19 protein-coding genes and 1 tRNA gene are annotated in these 20,893 nt (G+C 73.0%); 8 read left to right on the top strand and 12 right to left on the bottom strand.

Going from position 1 to position 20,893, the window contains the following annotated elements; translation table 11 throughout:
• The first annotated feature begins 82 nt into the window (after positions 1-82).
• The 3 genes from WME98_RS08760 (at position 83) to WME98_RS08770 (ending at position 3,613) form a co-directional block, all read left to right on the top strand.
• Positions 83-883 carry a GNAT family N-acetyltransferase gene (locus tag WME98_RS08760; protein ID WP_437950858.1) on the top strand — a complete coding sequence of 267 codons (801 nt, stop codon included), beginning with the start codon at positions 83-85 and terminating at the stop codon, positions 881-883.
• 270 nt (positions 884-1,153) lie between these two features.
• Positions 1,154-2,440 (top strand): hypothetical protein, encoded by a 1,287-nt coding sequence (locus WME98_RS08765; RefSeq protein ID WP_437950859.1) that lies wholly within the window; start codon positions 1,154-1,156, stop codon positions 2,438-2,440.
• 129 nt (positions 2,441-2,569) lie between these two features.
• On the top strand, positions 2,570-3,613 hold the full coding sequence (locus tag WME98_RS08770) for an AraC family transcriptional regulator (RefSeq protein WP_437950860.1): 1,044 nt from the start codon (positions 2,570-2,572) through the stop codon (positions 3,611-3,613).
• Between the two features lie 15 nt (positions 3,614-3,628).
• Here WME98_RS08770 and WME98_RS08775 read toward each other — a convergent pair whose 3' ends face one another.
• The 6 genes from WME98_RS08775 to WME98_RS08800 form a co-directional block, all read right to left on the bottom strand.
• Entirely contained in the window at positions 3,629-4,189 is a 561-nt protein-coding gene (locus WME98_RS08775) for a DUF6817 domain-containing protein (RefSeq protein WP_437332962.1), read from the bottom strand.
• Positions 4,190-4,241: 52 nt separating this feature from the next.
• Positions 4,242-5,447, bottom strand: coding sequence for a cytochrome P450 (locus WME98_RS08780; RefSeq protein WP_437950861.1), 1,206 nt, complete (start codon positions 5,445-5,447; stop codon positions 4,242-4,244).
• A 35-nt stretch (positions 5,448-5,482) separates the two neighbouring features.
• The gene (locus WME98_RS08785; RefSeq protein WP_437950862.1) at positions 5,483-6,745 is read right to left on the bottom strand and encodes an MFS transporter; all 1,263 of its coding nucleotides are present in this window, start codon (positions 6,743-6,745) and stop codon (positions 5,483-5,485) included.
• A 26-nt stretch (positions 6,746-6,771) separates the two neighbouring features.
• Positions 6,772-7,833: an aspartyl/asparaginyl beta-hydroxylase domain-containing protein gene (locus WME98_RS08790; protein ID WP_437950863.1), complete on the bottom strand. Its 1,062-nt coding sequence runs from the start codon at positions 7,831-7,833 to the stop codon at positions 6,772-6,774.
• A complete protein-coding gene (locus WME98_RS08795) occupies positions 7,830-9,002 on the bottom strand; it encodes a cytochrome P450 (protein ID WP_437950864.1) in 1,173 nt (390 codons plus the stop codon). The genes WME98_RS08790 and WME98_RS08795 overlap by 4 nt, the downstream gene beginning before the upstream one ends.
• Positions 9,003-9,543: 541 nt before the next feature.
• Complete coding sequence (locus tag WME98_RS08800) at positions 9,544-9,690, bottom strand: hypothetical protein (protein ID WP_437950865.1); 147 nt, start codon at positions 9,688-9,690, stop codon at positions 9,544-9,546.
• Between the two features lie 382 nt (positions 9,691-10,072).
• Between WME98_RS08800 and WME98_RS08805 the strand changes: the two genes are divergently transcribed.
• Positions 10,073-10,147 (top strand) — tRNA-Gly (locus WME98_RS08805).
• Between the two features lie 64 nt (positions 10,148-10,211).
• On the opposite strand, the gene WME98_RS08810 is transcribed toward WME98_RS08805, so the two are convergent.
• From WME98_RS08810 to WME98_RS08820, 3 genes are read right to left on the bottom strand one after another with little or no spacing between them, the layout of a single operon-like run.
• A complete protein-coding gene (locus WME98_RS08810; RefSeq protein ID WP_437950866.1) occupies positions 10,212-11,231 on the bottom strand; it encodes a DUF2891 domain-containing protein in 1,020 nt (339 codons plus the stop codon).
• Between the two features lie 10 nt (positions 11,232-11,241).
• A complete protein-coding gene (locus tag WME98_RS08815) occupies positions 11,242-12,198 on the bottom strand; it encodes a DUF979 domain-containing protein (protein ID WP_437950867.1) in 957 nt (318 codons plus the stop codon).
• Positions 12,195-12,887 (bottom strand): DUF969 domain-containing protein, encoded by a 693-nt coding sequence (locus WME98_RS08820; protein ID WP_437950868.1) that lies wholly within the window; start codon positions 12,885-12,887, stop codon positions 12,195-12,197. Before WME98_RS08820 ends, WME98_RS08815 begins: the two co-directional genes overlap by 4 nt.
• Positions 12,888-13,092: 205 nt before the next feature.
• Between WME98_RS08820 and WME98_RS08825 the strand changes: the two genes are divergently transcribed.
• Positions 13,093-13,548: a GNAT family N-acetyltransferase gene (locus tag WME98_RS08825; protein WP_437950869.1), complete on the top strand. Its 456-nt coding sequence runs from the start codon at positions 13,093-13,095 to the stop codon at positions 13,546-13,548.
• A gap of 67 nt (positions 13,549-13,615) precedes the next feature.
• On the opposite strand, the gene WME98_RS08830 is transcribed toward WME98_RS08825, so the two are convergent.
• Genes WME98_RS08830 through WME98_RS08840 form a run of 3 tightly spaced genes read right to left on the bottom strand, consistent with a single transcriptional unit; the run spans position 13,616 to position 17,003 of the window.
• Positions 13,616-15,898, bottom strand: a complete 2,283-nt coding sequence (locus WME98_RS08830) for a molybdopterin cofactor-binding domain-containing protein (protein WP_437950870.1) — start codon at positions 15,896-15,898, stop codon at positions 13,616-13,618.
• A gap of 2 nt (positions 15,899-15,900) precedes the next feature.
• Positions 15,901-16,359 carry a (2Fe-2S)-binding protein gene (locus WME98_RS08835; RefSeq protein WP_020739441.1) on the bottom strand — a complete coding sequence of 153 codons (459 nt, stop codon included), beginning with the start codon at positions 16,357-16,359 and terminating at the stop codon, positions 15,901-15,903.
• Entirely contained in the window at positions 16,356-17,003 is a 648-nt protein-coding gene (locus WME98_RS08840) for an Isoquinoline 1-oxidoreductase subunit (RefSeq protein ID WP_437950871.1), read from the bottom strand. The genes WME98_RS08835 and WME98_RS08840 overlap by 4 nt, the downstream gene beginning before the upstream one ends.
• A gap of 642 nt (positions 17,004-17,645) precedes the next feature.
• Between WME98_RS08840 and WME98_RS08845 the strand changes: the two genes are divergently transcribed.
• The 3 genes from WME98_RS08845 to WME98_RS08855 are packed head-to-tail and all read left to right on the top strand — an operon-like array spanning position 17,646 to position 20,767.
• Positions 17,646-19,100 carry a serine/threonine-protein kinase gene (locus WME98_RS08845; protein ID WP_437950872.1) on the top strand — a complete coding sequence of 485 codons (1,455 nt, stop codon included), beginning with the start codon at positions 17,646-17,648 and terminating at the stop codon, positions 19,098-19,100.
• Positions 19,101-19,112: 12 nt separating this feature from the next.
• A complete protein-coding gene (locus WME98_RS08850) occupies positions 19,113-20,048 on the top strand; it encodes a PEGA domain-containing protein (protein WP_437950873.1) in 936 nt (311 codons plus the stop codon).
• Positions 20,045-20,767: a hypothetical protein gene (locus WME98_RS08855; RefSeq protein ID WP_437950874.1), complete on the top strand. Its 723-nt coding sequence runs from the start codon at positions 20,045-20,047 to the stop codon at positions 20,765-20,767. Before WME98_RS08850 ends, WME98_RS08855 begins: the two co-directional genes overlap by 4 nt.
• Positions 20,768-20,893: the final 126 nt, after the last annotated feature.

A 20,893-nucleotide genomic window follows, 5' to 3' on the forward strand; every position in this document is an offset into this window, starting at 1 on the left:
CCTCGGCCTTCGAGATGGCAGGATCGCAGTCGTGCATCATCGCGTACGACCTGCTGTCGTCGGACTGCCCACCATGGCCTCCGTGAGCACCACCGAGCTCCTCGCGCGCTTCGACGCCCAGATGCGCCGGGATCTCCCGCCGCCCAGCCCGGCATGGCGCGTCGAGCGCGACGGCCGCGTGGTGAGGTGGGTGTCGCCTCCGGAGCTGCCATGGGGCTGCGGCGTGCAATGGAGCGACCTGGACGAGGACACGGCGGACGGCGCCATCGCCGAGCAAGTGTCGTATTTCGCCGGGCTGGCGCGCCGCTTCGAGTGGAAGACCTTCGGCCACGACCGGCCCGCGGATCTCGAAGCGCGGCTGCGCGCCGCCGGGCTCGAGGCGGGGGACGAAGAGGCGCTGCTCATCGGGGCCGTCGACGAGGTCGCCGTGACGGCCGCCGGCGCCGCGCCGCCCCCGGGGATCACCGTGCGCTGTCTCGACGACGGCGAGCCGCTCGACGGGATCGCCGCGCTGCAAGCCGCCGTCTGGGGCGGGGACTGGGGCTGGCTCATCGCCGAGCTGGGGGAGGAGCGACAAGCCGATCCAGGGGCGATATCCATCCACGTCGCCGAGGCAGAGGGTCAGATCGTCTGCGCCGCCTGGGCGCGCTTCCATCGAGGCACCGAGTTCGCGAGCCTGTGGGGCGGCAGCACGCTGCAGGCGTGGCGCAGGCGCGGGATCTATCGAAGCCTCGTCGCGCGGCGCGCCGCGCAGGCCCGAGAGCGCGGGCTGCGCTACCTGCAAATCGACGCCTCGCCGGACAGCCGCCCGATCCTGCAACGGATGGGGTTGCGCGTCGTCTCCACCACCAGGCCTTTCGTGTGGAGCCCGCCGTCTCCCTGAGCCCCCGCGGCTGACACCGCCGCTCGCGCGGCTGGCTCTCCGCGAATTCGAGGGATGAGCGTCGGCGCCGACGCCGCGCTGGCCGCCGCCGCTTCACGCCGCGCTCGCCGCGGCGCCCCGCCCGGACGCGGGGTGGCCGCTTCGACCAACTCCATGGCCGGCACGACCAAGCCGATCCGCGGCGGCACGCCTACATCCTTCGACGCGTCCACCACGGAGCGCGGCGACGCGCTTCATCACGAGGCTTGGAGGTTGTTCATGATCCATCGAATGCGAATCTCGCACAACCCGACGAACCGCCGGATCGCCGTGGCCATCGCCGCGGCCATCGCCGCCGCGGGGTGCTGCGCGAACCCGAGCGACGACAGCCACGCGGGGAGCGGCGGCTCGCCGGCCAGCGCGGGCTCGGGCGGCAGCGGAGGCTCGGAGGGCACCGGCGCCTCGGGCGGCAGCGGAGGCTCGGGAGGCGACGGCGGCGCCGGCGGCAGCCTCGCCCCGACGCACGCGGGCATCATCTCCATCCAGGATGTCTCCATCCTCGGCGCGCCGCAGGCCGGTCACGGCCTCACCGTGCAGATCTTGTTCACCGCGGCAAAGGCCCCAAGCTACGAGGAAGCGCCCGGTCAGCTCACCGGGTGCAAGGCCTGGATATACGACGCGCAGGACGACCCGCCGCCGCCGCTCACCGATCAGGGCGCCGTCACGATCACCGGGCTTGCGGGCGGCGCGCTCGATTGCCGCTTCCAGGGCAATGGCTATGTCTGCCCGGCGCACAGCGGAACGGGCGAGGCGAGCGTGACCCCCGGGACGACGGGCACCGCGGCCTACGTGCTCCGCGGCGCGGCGCTCTCCGCGGACGACGTGGGGCGCTACCTGCGCGTGAACGGCGCAGCGACGGCCGCAAACAACGGGGCGTTCCCCATCGTGGCCGTCGAGTCGAGCGAGACCGCGATCGTGGCCAATCCGCGCGCGGCCGAGGAAGCGTTCGTGGCCGACCATGTCGTGCTCGCCGGCGCAGGGCCCGTCCCGAACAACCCGATCGATCCCATCGCGAGCGGCGATGAGGTCGTCGTGGGGATCGAGCCCGGCGGCGCGATGGCCTTCGAGCTCGCCGATCTGGGGCCCATCGCGGCAGGGGGCGAGTTCCAGCTCGACGGCGCGTCGCAATCCACCCTCGGCGCGGTGCCGCTCGACGGCGCGCCGATGACCCTGGGCTGCGCCGGGGAAGGCGGGAGCTGCGGGGCCGCGCAAGGCACGCTCGTGCGCATCACCAGCACCGACGGCGACGTCGAGGGAGCGCCGCCGTTCGCGATGCCGCCGCCCAAAGGCAAGCAGGTGGAGATCCAGTGCGTCACCCTGGGAGGCGACGGATCCATCACGGTACCCGCCGAAGCGATGAAGCTGCTCCAGGAGGCGCACCAGGCGTCCGCCGTCACGCGCATCCGGACCGCGTTCATGCGCGAGGGCGTGGCGAGCGCCACGAACCCCGAGCCGCAGCCCCGGAACACCGTCCACGTCCTGGCCGGGCACGGGATCCTCGGCTTCACGAGCCCCTGAGCCCGCAGGAAAAGCGCGCTCCCCTGACCCGTGCGCCATGCCTGACGCGCCCACGATCGCTCTCGTCGCGCGGATCGCCGCCCACGAGGAGCTCCGGTCTCTGGCATGCAGCATGCTGGCGCGGGGCGCATGGTACGACCCCAACCGACCGTCGTGGCGCGGGTGGTCCAGCGTATCGTCGACCACGCGCTGCGGGACGGCGTCCGGCTCGACGCCATGCGCCGCGCGGCGCGCCTGCCGCCGTCGCTCGCCGAGGACCCCGCACGACGCATCGAGCTCGACGGCGTCATCGACCTGTGGACCTACCTGGGTCGGACGCTCGACGATCCTTCCTTGCCCATCCGGGTAGCGCAGGCGGCCGCCATCGAGGACCTGCACGTGCTCGGCTTCGCGATGATGACCGCGCCGTCGGTGCGCGACGCGGTCGACACCGTCGCTCGCTACGGCCCGCTGCTCACCGACTCGGGCCGCTGGGAGGTGACCGAGACCGCGAGGCGCGTCCACGTCCGGTGGTACCGCGCGCGGCCTCTCACCCTGGGACACCGCCTCTCCAACGAGACGGCCGTCGCCCAGGGCCTCGGTTGCCTGCGGCGGATCGCCGGCGCGGATCTGACGCCCATCGAGGTGACCTTCCGGCATGCCGCGCCGCCTCGCCGGGCCGGACACGGCGCGTTCTTCGACTGCCCCGTGACCTTCGACGCCCCCCACGACGGGCTCTCCTTCCGCCGCGAGCTCCTCGACGCGGTGCCGCCATCGGCCAACCGGACGCTCTGGGAGTACCTGTGCAGGTCCGCGGAGGCGCTCTCGCGAGAGCTCGCCCCGCGATCGCGCGAGGACGCCGTCCGACACGCGATCGTCCGCACGCTGTCGAGCGCCGACGGCGGCGTCCCGTCGCTCCCGCGCGTGGCCCGCGCCCTCGGCACGACGGAGCGGACCTTGCGCCGGCACCTCGACGCCGAGGGGACCAGCTTCCGGCGCCTCGTCGACGACGTGCGCCGCGAGCGCGCCGGCAGCCTGCTCCGCAGGGAGACGATCAGCGTGACCGAGATCGCGCTAGAGCTCGGCTTCGCGGACACGACCGCGTTCAGCCACGCTTGCCAGCGATGGTTCGGTCGCGCGCCGCGCGAGCTGCGGGGGAGCCTCCGCGCCGCGTCCGGCCCCGCGACGCCCTGACCGCTGCCCCCGGGGTCACGCGTGCTGATGCGCGCTCGCCGGCTCGCCCAGGACGGCCTGGCAGTGCGCCCAGGCGCCGTCGCTGAGCAGCGGCCGCGTGCGGGTGAACAGCTCGAGCAGGTCGGCGCCGTACCTGGCGCGAAACGAGGGATTGTGGCTGGCGATGTCGACCTCGTTGGCGGCGGTGATCTCCATGAGATTGCGGAGCCGCTCCTCGCTCGGCGTCTTGATCTCGTTCGTGAAGCGATCGCGCCACTGGTCGGACGGCTCCATGAGCCGAGGATAGGTGTACTCGCGATCGCACGCGCCATAGAAGTAGACGAGCTCCTCCGCGTACGCGCCGATCATCGCGGCCACGCGCGGGCGCTCGGTGAGCGAGAGCATCGTGTAGTAAGGATCGGGCGAGCCGTCCGGCGCGAAGAGCGCATGAAGGATCCCCGCCTCGCGGACCTCGTCGCTCGCCCCCCATTTCCGCAGCATCGTCTCGACCCGGAGGAGGTGCGCCAGCAGCGTGCCCCCCGGATGCTTGACGTTTCCTGCCCCGAGGGACACCAGCAGTTCGACGCACTGTTCCATGATGTTGTTCCTCCAAGAAATTCGATGCTTCTCGACGATTGGATCCGGCCCGTCACCACGCGACGGGCAGCCGGTACAGTCCAAAGGTGCGGCGGTCGTACTTGAACGGCAGCTCCTCGACGTCGCCGACGATGCGGAGCGCCGGCAGCCGCTCGAACAACGTGCGGTAGCCGATCTCGAGCTCCGCGCGCGCCAGGTTCTGCCCGAGGCACCGATGAATGCCGTAACCGAACGCGAGGTGGTGGCGCGCGCCGCGATGGATGTCGAGCGCGTCGGGATCCGCGAACGCCCGCTCGTCGCGGTTGGCCGACGCGCCGAGCACGAAGAGCCCCTCGCCGGCGCGCACGCGCTGGCCGCCGATCTCGAGGTCCTCGAGCGCGACCCGATCGAACGCCACCCAGTCGACGATGGAGTGGTACCGTAAGAGCTCTTCGACGGCGTCGGGCCACAGCTCGGGCCGGGCGCGCAGCTCGGCGAGGAGCCCGGGGTTCTGCAGGAGCGTGAACACCCCGAGCGAGAGCATGTTCGCGGTGGTCTCATGCCCGGCCACGAGCAGGAGGAACACCATGCCGACCAGCGCGTCGTGCGACAGCTCGCCGGCCGCGCGCCGCTCCAGGGCCAGGCGGCCGATCAGGTCGTCGCCCGGGCTGGACTCGGCCGCCGTCACCAGCCCATCGAGGTAGTCCCAGAGCTCCTTGCGCGCACAGGTAGCCTCCTCCGTGCTGAAGAAACCGGCGATCATCCGGGTCGTGCGCGACTGGAAGTACGCGCGATCCTCATAAGGCACGCCGAGCAGCTGGCAGATGACCAGGGTCGCGACCGGGAAGGAGAACGACTCCACGAGATCCGCCTCGCGGCCCTTCGACATGTCGTCGATCCGCTCGTTCACCACCCGCTCGATGAACGAGCCCAGCTCGCGGATGCGCCGCGCGCTGAACTCGCCCGCGAGCATCCGCCGATAGACGTCGTGCTCGGGCGGATCCATGTCGATGAACTGCCCCGCCTGCTCCTGCGGCGTGCCCACCATCGCCGCGAACGGGTGCCCCGGCCGCGTCGGATCGGTGCTGATGCGGCGATCGGTGAGCACGCGCTGCGCCTCGGCGTGCCGCGTCACGAGCCAGATCGGCGGACCGTCGCGGAACGACACGCGCACGAGCGGCGCCTGCCGCCGCATGGACTCGTATTCTGGCGGCGGCGCGTACGGGCAGCGCCGCGGCATGGGGAAAGCCGGGAGGTTCTCGTCGTGGACATCGACCATGGCGTGGCTCCGTGGAGAGTTCGATCGAGCGCGCATCAGGCGGGCTCCATGCCCGCGTCGGGCAGGTCGCGCATGCGGACCAGCGGTGACAAGAGCAGCGGCAGGAGCGAGAGCAGCAGGCCGGCGATGCCCATCCACAGCGCCGCGCGGACGCCGTACCGCTCGCCGAGCGCGCCGCCGAGGAGCGAGCCGAGAGGCATGGTGCCCCAGACCAGAAAACGCATGGTCGCGTTCATCCGGCCGAGCAGGCGCTCCGGCGTGATCGCCTGGCGAAAGCTGATCTGCGAGACGTTGTAGACGACGATGCCGATCGCCTCCACGAACGTGCCGGCCACGAAGAAGGCGAGCCTTATCCCAGGCTGCGTGAACGGGACGAGCAGCACGAACGGCTGAAACAGGAGCGGGCCGAGCCAGAGGATCCGCGCCGAGCCGATGCGCCGGGTCATCGGCCCGACCACGGCCCCGCCGACAAGCCCGCCGACCGCGCCCGCGGCGAGGAGCGTCCCGTAGACCTCGGGCGAGAGCCCGAGCTCCCGGAGCAGGAACAACGCCTGCACCGCCAGCGCGGCCGAGAAGGCCAGGTTGGCGAGCGCGGAGCGCAGCGCGATCATGCGCAGGATCGGGTGGCCGATCACGAAGCGCACGCCCTCGCGGATCTCCCCCAGCAGCCCACGGGGGCGGTCGCGCGGCGGCGCCGGCTCGGCGGCGTCGATGCGGCCGAGCAGCAGCGCCGAGCACACGAAGCTCACCGCGTCGGCGACGATCGCGACGGGCGCCGAGAGCAGGTTGACCAGCCAGCCTCCGACGCTCGGCCCCGCGACCTGGGCGCCGGAATTGACGATCTCCAGCTTGCCATTGCCGTCCACGAGCCGATCCCGGTCGACCAGCGTGGGGACGTAGCTCTGGTAGGCCACATCGAAGAACACCCGGGCGACGCTCACCCCGAGCGCCACGACGTAGAGCTGCAGCAAGCTGAGCTTGCCGAGCCACCAGGCGACAGGGATCGAGCCGAGCAGCGCGGCGCGGATCAGATCGGTGCGAATCAGGATCGAGCGCCGGCGCATCCGGTCCACCCACACCCCCGCCGGCAGCCCGATCAGCGCGAAGGCCGAGGTCTGGGCGGCGAACAGGAGGCCGACCTGGAAGGGCCCGGCGTCGAGCGCCAGGATCGCCACGAGCGGCAGCGCGACCAGCGTGATCTGCGTGCCTACCTGGCTGATCGTATCGGCGCCGAAGAGCAGCATGAAGTTCCTGTGGCGGAACAGGCTCGGCCCCGCCGGCGCTCGGGGCCGCGTCACGACGGCCCGCGTCACGACGGCCCGCGTCACGACGGCCTCACGCGCTCCGCGGGCAGCTCGAGCGCCCGGGTCTGGTCCCCCACGCGCGAGCGCAGCGTCACGGTCGGCGCGCGGCGCGCATCCAAGGTGACCTGCACGGTCCGCTCCATCGTCCAGCCGGCGAAGCGGAACTCGCCGCCTCCGACGTGCACGAGCGAGAACGCAGGCTCGCCGTCGAGCAGCAGCACGAGCCGATCGCCGCGGACGTCGATCGTGGCCCGCCGCGCGCGCGGCGCCGTGAGGAAGGCGCCGTCCGGCTCCTCGAACGACGGGAACGAGCTGGGCATCTGGAAGCTGCACCGGCACGCGTCGCGCTCGGCGGGAGAGAGCGGCACGACGGGCGCCGCGAAGAGCGTGTTCGCCAGAGCGGCGGAGGTCTGGAACGCCGGGGGGAAGAGCGCCAAGAGCTCGCGCGTGGGCTGGCAGTCGATCACGAGGTGAATCCGCGTCACCGGGTCGCTGTTGCGCACCACGTGCGGACGGGTGAAGTCGGCGTACCAGAGCTCACCCGGCGGCCAGCGGTGGGTCTCCTCCTGGATGGTGAGGATCGCGCCGGGCGTCGTGACGATCGGGACGTGCAGCCGGACGATTCCCCACGGCAGGCTGTGCTTCGTGTCGTTGTGCACCGGGCTCGCCGCGCCCGGGCCCAGCGACTGCAGCCGCACGCAGCGCAGCGGCGCCGGAATGCTGGCCAGGAGCTCGGCCAGGTACGGCGCCTCGCGCAGCCATCGCGTGTCGGCGAACTCCTCGAGCGAGGGGCCGCCTGGATCCGTCCGATCGGGGTCGCCCCCGATGCTGCGCAGCGGCAGCTTGCGCCAGTCGACGTCGGCGCCGCGGCTGACCCCTTCTCCGGTGAGGATGGTCGGCTTGGACCACTCCTTCGCGCGCAGCGCGCTGACGTCGGCGAGCATCCGCTCGACGTCGAAGCCGAGCGAGAGGCGCGCGGTCGCGGGCAGCACGGCCAGGATGGGCGAGAGCGGCCAGGGATCGAGCTCGCTCGCGCGCTCGTCGTGCGCCGGCGTGGTCATGGGTGCGGCTGTCGTGATCATGAGGCCTGCAAGGTGAGGGGTAGACGATCGGGATATCGAACCGTGGCGCGGCGCTGCCGGTGCACGGGACCCGCGAGGCGCAGCGGCGCGGGCAGCTGGAGCATGCTGCCGAGCAGCGCCTGCAGGACGATCCGCGCCAGCTGGGTCCCGGTACATGCGTGGGGTCCCCGGCCGAAGGCCAGGTGTCGATTCGGCCGGCGATCCAGCACGAGGTCGTCGGGCGCGGCGAACTGCTCGGGATCGCGGTTGGCCGCGCCGAACAGGAGGAGCACGACCTGGCCACGCTCGATCCGGGTCTCGTCGATCGTGGTCGCCTCCAGGCAGATGCGGCTCGTGCCCTGGATGGGCCCGTCATAGCGCATGAGCTCGTCGACGCCGGTCTCGAGCAGGCGGAGGTCGCGCAGGCGCTCGAGCGCGTCGGGGTGCCGGAACATGGCCAGCACCATGTTGGCGGCCGCCGACACGGTGGTGCTGAAGCCGGCGAGGAACATCACCCGCACCGTGCTCCACACCGCGGCCTCCGGGACACCGGCGCTGTGCCGCTCGTCCAAGACCTGCGCGAGCAATCCGGGCCTGAGCCCGCCGCCGGCCCACGATCTCATGAGATCGTTCATCTGCCCCCGGGCCGCCACCGCCGGCCCGATCGCCTCGGGGACGAGCGCGGCGTCCATGGCGCGCTCGACCGCGTCGGACAGCGCCACGATCGACGCGATCGCGGGCGGCTCGATGCCGAGCAGCCGGGACATCGCGGAGAGCGCGAGCGGGCGCGCGACATCCGCGGTGAAGTCGAACGAGGGCGCGTCGGCGAGGCGCGCGAACGCCGCGGCCGCCTCCTCGGCGACGAGCTCGCCGAGCCCGGACATCGCCTGATCGCGCAGCGCGCCGGCAAACAGGTCGCGGACCGGCGTGTGCTCGGGAGGATCGAGCCCCTGCAAGCTGGGGTGCTCCGCGCCGGGAGGCGCCACCTGACCGGCGCGTCGCGCGTCGCTGGCGAACCTGGCCGGATCGCGCAGCACGGCGATACAGTCCTTGTAACGAGTCAGGACCCAGGAGTCGAGCCGCTCGTGCCACAGCACCGGGCACGACGAGCGCAGGCGTGCGTAGATCGGGTATGGGTCTGCGACGGCTTCGGGAGACAGCGGATCATAGTCGCTCGGGCTGCGGCGCATCGGGTCCTCTCGCGTCTTTCGCTCTCATGAAAAGCAAGAGGGGCCAGGCCGCTTCTCGGCCTGGCCCCTCGCCGTGCGTATCACCAGCAGTACTTCACGGGAGCCTCCTTTTGGAGAGATGTTGTAGCCGCGAACTCAACCGAAGGTATGCGACGACATGACAGCCGTCAAGACAACCTCATGTCGATTTGCTGCCATAGCAATGTACCGGTAAGCGAGCGCGAGCAGCGGAATCAGCCTATGACAACGTCGCCATGGACACACGGAACCCAGCTATTTTCACCGCCATGCACACCTAGTTAATTTAGGTTATGCACTGTTAAGTTGTGTTGCGCATATGCCCGAGCCGTAAGATTCCTCAGCTCAGCGGAGGCTCGATTCACCGCGTAGGGCTCCGGCGACGATCATGCCAATCGTCACGAACACAGGTCTCACATGTAGCTCTGGAGCGGCGTTCGGACGAGAGGGCATGAGCCGCCAAGACGCCGAGAGCGCCAACCGAGAAGACGCTCGGACGAGAAGAGGAGCATTCACCGAGGCGTCAACGAGAGAAGATGCGCCAAGACGATGAGCAGAGGTCGTGGCGATCGAAGACCACGATCGGGTGGAGGTCGCCGTCGCCCGCGCGCGCCACCGTCCCGACGGTGGTCTGCGCCTCGTCGGCGATCGCCTCGATGCGCCGGAGCATCTCCGGCAGGAGCGCAGCGGCACCGCGACGTCGTCGACGAGCACCGTGCCGAGCCGCTCGAGCGCCGTGAGCGGGAGGCGGCGCGCCGTGAACAGCGACCGCGGGACCGCGGAACGCGAGGCGCTGCCCCCGCGCGCCGCGCCTCACGGGCAGGGGGCTCCCCGGGGACGCGGGCCGGCCGGGCGAGCTCGTGCCGTCCGACACGCACGATCGCTCCAGGAGCACGCACTTCGGCGCTTGACTACGGCGGCGCCGGTTGATACTCCTCCGCCGCCTCGACGGAGACAGCCCTCCGGCGGTGGCTCGGCGCAGCTCGGGATCTTCTCCGAGCGGCCCCGATGAGGGTGCTCTCCAGCTCCCTCCGTTTCTGTGCCCGACGTTTGCGGGAGTAACTCAGTGGTAGAGTGCAACCTTGCCAAGGTTGACGTCGCGGGTTCAAATCCCGTCTCCCGCTCCACGATCTCGACGTCCTAGACGCTGCGGCGCCAAGCAGGCGCCGCGCAGCGCCCCCCTTTAGCGCGTCACTCCGCCCCGGCGCCCAGCGCGAGCAGGGCGAAGCTCGCGAGCCAGTGCTCGCCCATGTAATCGCCGGCCACGTGCGGCAGGCTGGCGTCCAGGTGCCGCTCGGCCGCGTCGAGCGCGCGGGCGCGGACCGGATCCCCTTCGGGCAGGGCCGCGGCGAGCGAGCGCCAGCAGAAGGCGCGGCTCAGGTTCAGCCCGTCGAGGTGGGCGATCTTGCCGTCGCTGCGGTCGCTGACCGTCGCCGGCGCGAACAGGGCCGCGGGCTCGCCCTCCGCCGCGCGCGGCAGGAACCGCGCGAACCAGCCGCGGAACTCCGGTCCGGGCAGGACCCGGCGCATGCACTCGGCCTCCATGAGGGCGGGCGAGAGGAAATCGTCCTGCGAGGGCTCCCACGCCTGGCAGTCCGCGTCGCGGCCGTACCACGCCCGCGCGGACCCGGCGCAGCGCCCCGCGAGCCGCTCATCGCCCTTCACGGCGGCGTACTCCAGCGCGAGCGCGAGGGCGAAGGCGCTGTTCGTGTGCGCGCCGGCGCGGACCGGGTACGTGGCCCGGGGCAGGTACTCGAGGAGCCGCTCGGCGAACGCGTCGCCGAGCGGGGCCAGCGCGGCCGACCACCGCCGGCCCTCGTCGGTGCCATAGCGCGCGAGCTCGGCGGCGAGCAGGAGCAGCCACGCCCACCCGTACGGCCGCTCGAAGCCGCGGCTCGCCGGCCGCCGGAGATAGTCGAGCTCGGCGGCGACCTTGTCGGCCGTGAGCTGCGCCTCCAGGAGCGCGCGGATCGCCGCCGCGCCGGGCGCGCCGGGGAAGAGGCGGTACACCCGCGCGAGGAGCCAGTGGCCGTGCACGCACGAGTGCCAGTCGAAGCTGCCGTAGAAGAGGGGGTGCAGGTCGCGCGGGCCCTTCACGTCCTCGGGGCCGGACATGACGTGATCGAGCTTGTTCGGATACTCCCGCGTCACGTGCCCGAGCGCGATGGAGGCGAGACGCGAGGCGATGTCCGGTGTGAGCACGTGTGCCATGGATGGAACCTCAGCGCCGGAAGGCGAGCAGGTACATGAGGAGCGTGTTCCCGACCAAGAGGAGCAACGCGGTGGGGAGCTGGGCCTTGATCACGCCGTCGCGGTCGGGCAGCTCGAGCAGGGCCGCGGGCACGATGTTGAAGTTGGCGGCCATCGGGGTCATCAGCGTCCCGCAGAAGCCGGACAGCATGCCGATGGCGCTCATCACCGCCGGGTCGCCGCCGAGCCGCCGCACGATCAGGGGCAATCCCACGGCCGCGGTCATGACCGGAAAGGCCGCGAACGCGTTCCCCATGATCACCGTGAACACCGCCATGCCCACGGTATAGGCCGCCACCGCGGCGAGGCGGCCGCCGAGCGGGAGCGCGCTCCCGGCCAGCCCGCCGACCACATCGCCGACGCCCGCGGCCGCGAACACGACCCCGAGCGCGGCCAGCATCTGGGGCAAGATCGCCGCCCAGCCCACGGTGTCGAGCAGGCGCCGGCCCTCCTGCAGCGGGGCGAGCAGCGGCGGGCGCAGCCACGCCACCGAGGTCGCGAGCGCCAGCACCACGCCGAGCGCCAGCGAGATCAGCGTGGCCTGGCCAGGGTGGAGCAAGGGAGATCCGTGGATCTCGACCCGCCGGAGGACGAGCGCGCCCAGGAGGGCGGTCGCCGGGATGATCAGCGCCGGGACGAAGAGGCGATCCCCGCGCCGCTCGGCGCTCGCGCGCCGCTCCGCGGGCGTCGTCGTGGCGGGGCGGCCCTGGCCCAGGCCCCCGACGCCGGCCAGGAGGACGAGCGCGATCGCGAGGACGCCGTTCGCGAGATCCCCGAGGCGCGCGCCGAAGAGGAAGCTCGCCGCGAGGAGGCCCCAGAAGAGGGCGTTCTTCCAGCGCTTCGGGTTGTCCCGGTCGACCGCGCTCAGGGCGGACGCCGCCGCGAAGAACAGGCCCGCCGCGACGTAGCCGACGTCGAGGGTGATCACTCGCGCGCCTCCCCGCCGTCCGCGCGGGCGAGCTCGCGCCGGAGCCGCCGGTCGAGCAGGAGGAGCCGCGTCCCGTGGACCAGGAGCGCCAGGATCGCCGTGGGGATGGCCCAGACCGACAGCTGGAGCGGCTCGACGAGGATCCCGTTCTGCTCGAGGAACCCCTTGATGAGCAGGATCGACGCGATGGCGAGGAAGATGTCCTCGCCGAAGAACAGCGCCACGTTGTCGGCCGCCGCCGCTGCGGCGCGGATCCGGAAGCGCGCCGCGTCCGGAAGCGGCCCGTGCCGGTTCTCGGCGGCGGCCTCGGCCATGGGCGCGATCAGCGGCCGGACCATCTGCGCGTGGCCGCCCAGCGAGGTCAGGCCGAGGGCCGCGCTGAGCTGCCGTATCATGAAATACGCGAGCAGGAGGCGGCCGGTCGTGGCGGTCTTCACCCGCGAGACCAGCGCGCGCGCCCGCTCCTGGAGCCCGGAGCGCTCCAGGAGGCCGATGACCGGCAAGACCAGCCAGACGAGGCTGACATAGCGGTTGTCGTTGAAGGCCTTGCCCAGGGCGGAGATCCCCTGGACAAGGCTCATCCCAGCCGAGAGGCTGGTCACGACGGCGGCCGCGGCGACGACCAGCAGCGGATGGATCCGGACGACAAAGCCGACGACCACGACCGCGACCCCGAGGAGCGTGAGCATGCTTCTTCCCCCGTGTTCGCGGGCAACGTCGCACGCGGGCGGCGGCATCGTCCATGGGCGCGCGCAGCACGGCGCGCCCGGCGGGGCTGTCCTTGACGCCGGCCGGTGCCTCGGATTGCCTGCCGCGAGGCGACGGCTTCACAGATCGCTGACGGGGCCGCGAGGGTGAGGCCCCGCAGCCCGCACGCACAACGGAGGATCCGGAGTGGACCACCAGGCAAGCGAACAGCTCGTCATCTCGTCGGACAAATCGCTCCTCGATCGCGCGCTGATCCACAGCGTTCTCGCCTCCGCGTACTGGAGCATGGGCATCCCCCGGGACGTGGTCGAGAGGGCGATCGAGGGCTCGCTCTGCTTCGGCGCTTACAAGGGCGGCGCGCAGATCGGCTTCGCCCGGGTGATCACCGATCACGCGACGTTCGCGTACCTGGCCGATGTGTTCATCGTCGAGGCGGAGCAGCGCAAGGGGTACGGCAAAGCGCTGATGGCCCACGTCACCGAGGCCCTCGGCCGGCTCCGGCTGCGGCGGACGCTGCTCGCCACCGCGGACGCGCACGGGCTCTACCGACAGTTCGGCTTCGCACCGCTCGAGAAGCCGGACAGGTTCATGGAGATCAACATCCCGGACATCTATCAGCAGGGCAAGACAGGGACGCCGTAGCCGCGGCGCGCTGCGCTGCCGCAGGATAGGGCCGCGTCGGAGAGGGGATCCGCCGCGGCCGCCCCCGTCACAGCCCCAGGCGCCGCAGCGGGAGCTCCCGAGCGCGCGTCTTCGTCAGGGCGAACACCGCGTTCGCGATCGCGGGCGCCACCGGCGGCACCCCGGGCTCCCCGACGCCGCCGGGCGGCGCGTCGCTCTTCACGATCTCCACGTGGATGCGCTTCGGCACCTCCGTGCTCCGCACCACCGGGTAGTCGCGGAAGTTCGTCTGCTCGACCGCCCCGCCCTTCACCGTGATGGCGCCGTGGAGCGCGATGCTCATCCCGAAGACGACCGCGCCCTCCATCTGCGAGCGCACGCGATCCAGGTTGACGACCGTGCCGGGGTCGGCGACGAGCCACACCTCGTCGACCTGCACCTTGCCGAGCGCGTCCTTCGACACCGCAGCGACCACCGCCACGTAGGTGAGGAAGCTCCGGTGCGCGGCGAGGCCCACCGCACGGCCCGCCTTGCGCGCGGCGGCCCACCCCGAGATCTCCGTCACGCGCTCGATGACGTGCCGCAGCCGGCCCACGTCGACCGGGTGCTGCTCGATCGGCGCCCCGTAGTTCGGGACCTTCTGCACCCCCAGCTCGGCCGGCGACGCCTGCCGGGCCGGGCCGAGCACCTCGAGCAGCACGTCGCGCGGATCGGCTTGCCGCGCGTGGGCGATCTCGTCGATGAAGCTCTGCACCGCGAAGGCGTGGAAGATGTTGCAGACCGACCGGAGCCACCCGATCCGGACGTGCGCCGGCGCGTCGCACGCCTCGGCGCGGACGTTCGGGGACGCGAGCGCGAGGTCGAGCACGCCGAGGCCGAGCTCGTTCTCGCTCGGGGTCTTCACCTTCCCGTCGAACGTCGACGGGATCGGCGGAAACGCCGTCCGGTGCAGCCAGGCGCTCACCTTGCCGTCCGCGTCGAGCCCCGCCTTGAGGTACTGCGCACTCACGCTGTGGAAATACCCGCTCTGCACGTCGTCCTCGCGGGTCCACTGCACCCGCACCGGCGCGCCCATGGCGCGCGCGAGCAGCGCCGCCTCGGCGCAGTAGTCCGGCTTCGACTTCCGGCCGAAGCCGCCGCCGAGGAACGTCACGTGCACCGCGACCTTGTCCTCGCCGACGCCGAGCGCCCGCGCCACCTCGGTCCGCGCCGCCTGCGGGTTCTGCGTCGGCGCCCACACCTCGCAGCCGTTCGCGTCGACCCGCGCCACCGCCGACGGCGGCTCCATCGCCGCGTGCGCCAGGTGCGGCACGTAGTACTCGGCCTCGATCGTGCGCGCCGCCTTCGCGAACGCCCCGTCCACGTCGCCGACCTTGCGCACCACCTTGCCCGGCGCCCGCACCGCGGCCGAGAGCGCCTGGCGATAGCTCCCCGAGTCGTACGCCGCGTTCGCGCCGTGATCCCACTCGATTTGCAGCGCCGCGCGACCGCGCATCGCGGCCCACGTCGTGTCCGCCACGACCGCGACCCCGCCGAGCGGCTGGAACCCGACCGCGCCGCCCGTCGGGCCCGGCAGCTCCACGAGCTTCTTCACGCCCGGGACGGCCAGCGCCCGCGCCCCGTCGTACCGCGCTACCTTGCCCCCCACGACCGGCGGGCGCGCGATGACCGCGGTGAGCATGCCCGGCAGGCGTACGTCCGCGCCGAACTGCGCGGCGCCCGTCACGATGGCCGGCCCGTCGAGCAGCGGGAGCGGGCCGCCGACGCGCTTCAGCTCGGCGACGGGGCGGAGCGCGACGGTCTTCGCGTCGGGCACCGGGAGCTTCGCCGCGTCGGCCACGAGCTCGCGGAAATCGAGCGAGCGCTTCGACTTCGCGTGGTGGACGGCGTGCTGCTCGGCCACGCACTCGGCGGCGGGCACGCGCCACTTCTTCGCCGCGGCCGCGACCAGCATGGCGCGCGCCGTCGCGCCCACGCGCCGCATCGGCTCGTAGCCGTTGCGCACGCTGCGCGAGCCGTCGGTGTTCTGATCGCCGTAGGCCTTGTCGCCGTCGCCCTGCACGATCTTCACCCGCGCCATGTCGGCGCCGAGCTCGTCGGCGACGAGGACCGGCAGCGAGCTCCGGATCCCCTGCCCCATCTCCGACCGGTGGCAGACGATCGAGACCGTGCCGTCGGTCCCGATGTGGAGGAACACGCCGGTCCGGAGCCCCGGCTCGGTCGGCAGCGTGGAAGGCCCGGGCGTCGGGGCCGGCGGGGGCGGCGCGGCATCGGCGTCGCCCTCGGCGAGCCCGAGCGCGAGCCCGCCCATCGCGAGCCCGAGCCCCGCGAGGAAGGAGCGGCGGAGGAGGACGACGCGTTGCTGTTCCATCTTCACTCCGTGGGCAGGCCGGCGGCCTTGCGGACCGCGGCGCGGATGCGCGTGTACGTGCCGCACCGGCAGATGTTGCCGGCGAGCGACTTGTCGATGTCCTCGTTCGAGGGGCGCGGGTTCTTCCGCAAGAGCGCGGCCGCGCTCATGATCTGCCCCGCCTGGCAGAAGCCGCACTGCGGGACGCCGAGCTCCACCCACGCGCGCTGCAGCGGGTGATCGCCGGCCGGGCTGAGCCCCTCGATGGTCGTCACCGAGCCGCCGGCGGCGCGCTTCACCGGCGTCACGCAGGCGCGCACGGTCTCGCCGTCGATGTGCACCACGCACGCCCCGCAGAGCGCCTGGCCGCAACCGTACTTGGTCCCCGTGAGGCCGAGCACGTCGCGCAGCACCCAGAGCAGCGGCATCTCCGGATCCACGTCGAGCTTCTGCTCGGCGCCGTTCACCTTCAGGATGATCATGGTCGGGACTCCTCGGGCGGGCACGCGGCGCCCGCCTTCACCCACGCATCGATGAGCGCGCCGAAGCCCGCCTGCGAGCCGGGCGCCTTCGTGCGGCCGTGCCCGGGCGCCCACCCCCACGCGACGAGCTCGTCGTGCGCGGAGTGCTCGACGATCTGCGCGAGCGTCTTCTTGCCGTTGCGCGCCGGATCCTTGATCTGGGCGCAGATCGCCGCGGGCGAGCGGCCGAGCCAGGCCATCTCGGCCGGCGCGAGGTGCCAGCCCGGCGCCCCGGGCACGCGGGCGAAATCGAGGTTCTGCACCTGGTGGCACGACGTGCACTCCAGCGCCGCGAGCCCGCGATCCGCCGGGCCGCGCTCGACGGGCGGGCTGTGGCGCTCGCCGGCGTCGCCCTGGCGCGGGACGCCGTCGTGCGGGTGGCAGTTCACGCAGCGCGGATGGAGCAGCACCTTGCTCGCCTCGAGGAAGAGCGAGGCCGCGCGCGCGTCGTCGTCCCGGATCGACGCGAACGCCTCCGGGCTGCGGAGCTCGCCCGGGGGCACGGGCGGGAGTTGGACCGGCTTGGGCGCCTCCGCGGGAGGGGCATCGCACGCCGCGGCGAGGAGGCCGACGCCCGCCAGGAAGCAGAGGAAGAGAGGCTGCATCGCTGCGCGTAGACTGCTTGCTTCGTCCGCGCGACACAACCCCTGATCGACGGCCGCGCTCGCGAGATCGCGCAAGCTCTGCCGGCCGTCGCTCGCCCGCTCGCCCGCTCGATTGGCGCCGCGCGAGCGCGGTTGTCTCGACACTCCCCGGCTCCGGGGTGCGCGCCCCGGAGCGGCCTCGTGTCGGCAACGGCACAGATACGTTGCGCGTCATCATCCATCCGGCAACGCCGAGCTCGGACATGCGCCCGATCGCGTCGCTCTCGACATCACACCTCGGGCGGCCGCGCCCGCGCGGCGCGCCGACGACCTGCGCCGGCCGCGACGGCGCGCGGTCGCCCGGAGCGCACGGCGGGCGACATCGCGAGTCCAGGCGGCGTGACGGGCCGATCGGCGCGGCGGCTCCCGGAGATGTGGCGCAGCCCGCAAGGCGCGATGCGCGCGACCGTATTGACGTGGAGCGCCGCGAGGCGCGCCCACGTCGGTAACCTCGCCTGTAGCGAACTGTCACGAGGGCTCTGTGCGGCGCGGCCTCGCGCCACGATGCGCCACGCCGACTCCAGCCCATGTCCTTGGAACCGTTCAATCGAGACGCTGGCTCGCCGCATGCAAGCCCCCTCCGGCATGAGCAAGACGGTAGGAATGGGTGAGGCCACACAGCCATCGCCGTGCCTGATCGCCCCAGCTGAGGCAAGGTGCCACACCGCGCCGTCGAGCTCGGACCGCGCGCCGCTGCCGGGGATGCAGGTGGGCGCGCAGCTGCGGCTCCTCCGCGCGCTCGGCCAAGGCGGGATGGGGAGCGTCTGGCTCGCCGAACACGTCGGGCTCAAGACGCAGGTCGCGGTCAAATTCCTCCGCGACATCTACGCCGATCACCCGCTCGCCGTCACCCGGCTCCGGCGTGAGGCGGAGGCCGCCGCCCGGATCCAGAGCCCGCACGTGGTGCGGGTGTTCGACCTGGGGTTCACCGATCAGGGCGTCCCGTACATCGTCATGGAGCACCTCGAAGGCGAGACGCTCCACGACCTCGTCGAGCGCCGCGGGCGGCTCTCGCTCGACGAGACGGCGACCATCCTGCGCCAGACGTGCGCCGCGCTGGCCAAGGCGCACGAGGCCGGCATCGTCCACCGCGACGTCAAGCCCGAGAACATCTTCCTCGTGGCGGGCGAGAGCGAGCCGTTCGTGAAGGTGCTCGACTTCGGCATCGCCAAGAACACCGCCGAGGAGGCCGAGCGGCTCACGGTCACGGGCGCCATCATGGGGACGCCGCACTTCATGTCGCCGGAGCAGATGGCGGGCGGCGCCAAGGTCGGGCCGCACAGCGACCTCTGGGCGCTCGGCGTCGTGGCCTATTTCTGCCTGACCGGACAGACCCCGTTCGGCGGGGCCACCATCGCCGCGGTGGCGGTCGCGATCGACCGCGGGCCGCCCCCGCCGCCGTCCCGCCTCGTCCCGGGCCTGCCGCCCGCGATCGACGCCTGGGTCCTCTCGCTGCTCGAGCCGGACCCGGCGCGCCGCGTCCAGAGCGCCCGCGCCGTCCTCGAGGCGCTGGACGCCGCCGTCGCCGCCCCGCGCGACGCGCGGCCCGCCCTGACGGAGATGATGCCCCCGCGCGACTCGCTCGCCTCGGGCGAGGGGTTCTCGTCCCTCGTGACCACGCTGATGCCGTTCGGCACGCTCGGCGCCATCTCGCCGCGGCAGCGGTCGCGGGCGCGCACCTGGGCCGTGGCGGCGGCCGCCGTGATGGGGGTGAGCACCCTGGCGTGGGCCGGCGTCACCCGGACGGCGGCGGCGCCGGCCGCGCACCTCGCGTCGCTCACGATGCTCGGCGCCGGGCCGTCGGCGCACGCCGCCCCCGCCGCCGAGCCCGCGGCCCAGTGCGCGACGAGCGCGCCGCAGCCCGAGGCCCCGGCCAGCGCGCCGCGCCCCGCGGCGAGCGCGTCGCAGCCCGACATCCAGCCGGCGGCCGAGGCCCCGGCCGCGGCGCCGGCCGCGCGCAAGGCGCCGGTCGCCGCGCAGGCGCGCGCGGCGTCCGGCGAGCCGCCGGCCAAGAAGGTCGCGACGCGAAGCCGCGCGCGGCGCGATCTCGGATTCTGACGGGGGAAATCCATGCACTCCCGGCCCACGACCCTGATGATGATCGCCGGCCTGCTGCTCGCGGCCTCCCCCGCGCTCGCCGGCGAGGACGCGGGCGCCGCCAGCGGCGAGGCCGGCGACAAGGCGCGGACCGAGGCCCGGGAGCTCGTGTACACGGGCGACGAGCTCTTCGCCCAGAAGCGCTACGCGGAGGCGCTCCGCGCCTACCAGCGCGCCGAGCGCCTGGTCTGCGTGCCCACGACCTCCATCGAGGTCGCGAAGACGCTCACCGCGATCGGGCGGCTCAGCGAGGCGCGCGAGCTCGCGTCGACGATCGCCTCGTCGCGCGCGACCCCCGGAGAGCCCTGGCCGTTCACGCAGGCGCGGCGCCGCGCCGACGCCCTGCGCAGCGAGCTCGATCAGCGCATCCCCCGGCTGAAGGTGAGGCTCACGCCGAGCCCGGCCGGCGCCAGGCTCAAGGTCGACGGGCAAGAGGTGAAGGTCTCCGCGGAGGGGTCGCCGATCGACCCGGGCAACCACTGGGTCGAGGTCGAGGCCGACGGCTACGTCGGCGCCCGGCAGCGGGTCTACGTCCCGGAGCGGGAGGTCACGACGCTGGACGTCGCCCTCACCCCGGAGCCGTCCTCGGGCAAGGCCTCGGCGTGGGCCATCGGCGGGTTCATCGCCTCGGGCGCCGGGCTCGCGGTGGGGCTCGGCGCGGGCGCGGCTTACCTGGGCGCGCGGAGCGACCTCGAGGACGCGTGCCGGCAGGGCACCGCGCGCTGCTCCGACGGCGCGCGAGGCAGCGCGAACGCGCTGGGCTGGGTCTCGAACGTGGGGTTCGGCCTCGCCATCGCCGGCGCGGCCGTCGGGGGCGTCGCCCTCGGGCTGGAGAGCGCGCGGGCGCCGGCCTCGAACGTCACCTGGGCGGTCGGCCCGGGCTACATCGGCGTGCGGGGGACGTTGTGAAGGCGCGCTCCGCGATCGCCTGCGCGCTCGCCGCGTGGCTCGCCGGCTGCCAGGTCATCGCCCCGCTGCCCGGCGAAGGCGGCGAGGGCGGCACCCTCGCGACCGACGGCGGCAGCGTGGAGACCGACGCCGACGCCGGCGACGCGGGCCAGGACAGCGGGCCCCCGCCGGCGGCCACGCCGCCGCCGCCCACGCCGCCGCCGCAGCAGCAGATCGGCCCCTGCGAGATCGCCGAATGTTCGACGCACTGCATCAATTCGATGGATCGGTGCGAGCTCGCGCCGCAGTATCCGTCGGTCGAGGCGTGCTGCACCGTGTGCGAGGCGATGCCGTCGCCCGCGGGCTATGCCGCGTGCCGGCCGGTGGAGACGGGCGATCCCGCCGGCTGCACCGACGCCGGGCCGCTCGGCCCGGACGGCGCCGACGGGTGCGCCGGGCGGTGCGAGACGCTCTGCACGCTGTACGCGGCCCTGTGCCCGCTGCGGGTGCCGGATCTCGAGAGCTGCACGGTCATGTGCTCGCTCTGGCCGGCGCCGACCGTGTTCAACGCGTGCAGCCGGCTGCGCGTCGAGGGCACGCTCGAGTGCCGGATGCAGCTGATCTTCGCCGCGCTCGACGAGGACCTGGACGAGAAGAAGCGCGACGAGCTGTGCCGCGACATCGTCCAAGGCCGCTGCCGCGATCCGAAGTGCGAGGACGGCGGCGACGACGAGGATTGACCGGTCGCGCGCGCGCCGGCGGAGGGGCGGCGCGCCCTCGGAGCCGCGCGCTCCCCACGGCGGCGCGGCGCCGCGCCCCGCGAGCGCACGGCTTCGACGGCGCGCCGCGGCGGGAGGTGCTACCCC

The organism is Sorangium sp. So ce296, assembly GCF_051529605.1.
GTDB lineage: Bacteria > Myxococcota_A > Polyangia > Polyangiales > Polyangiaceae > Sorangium > Sorangium cellulosum_D.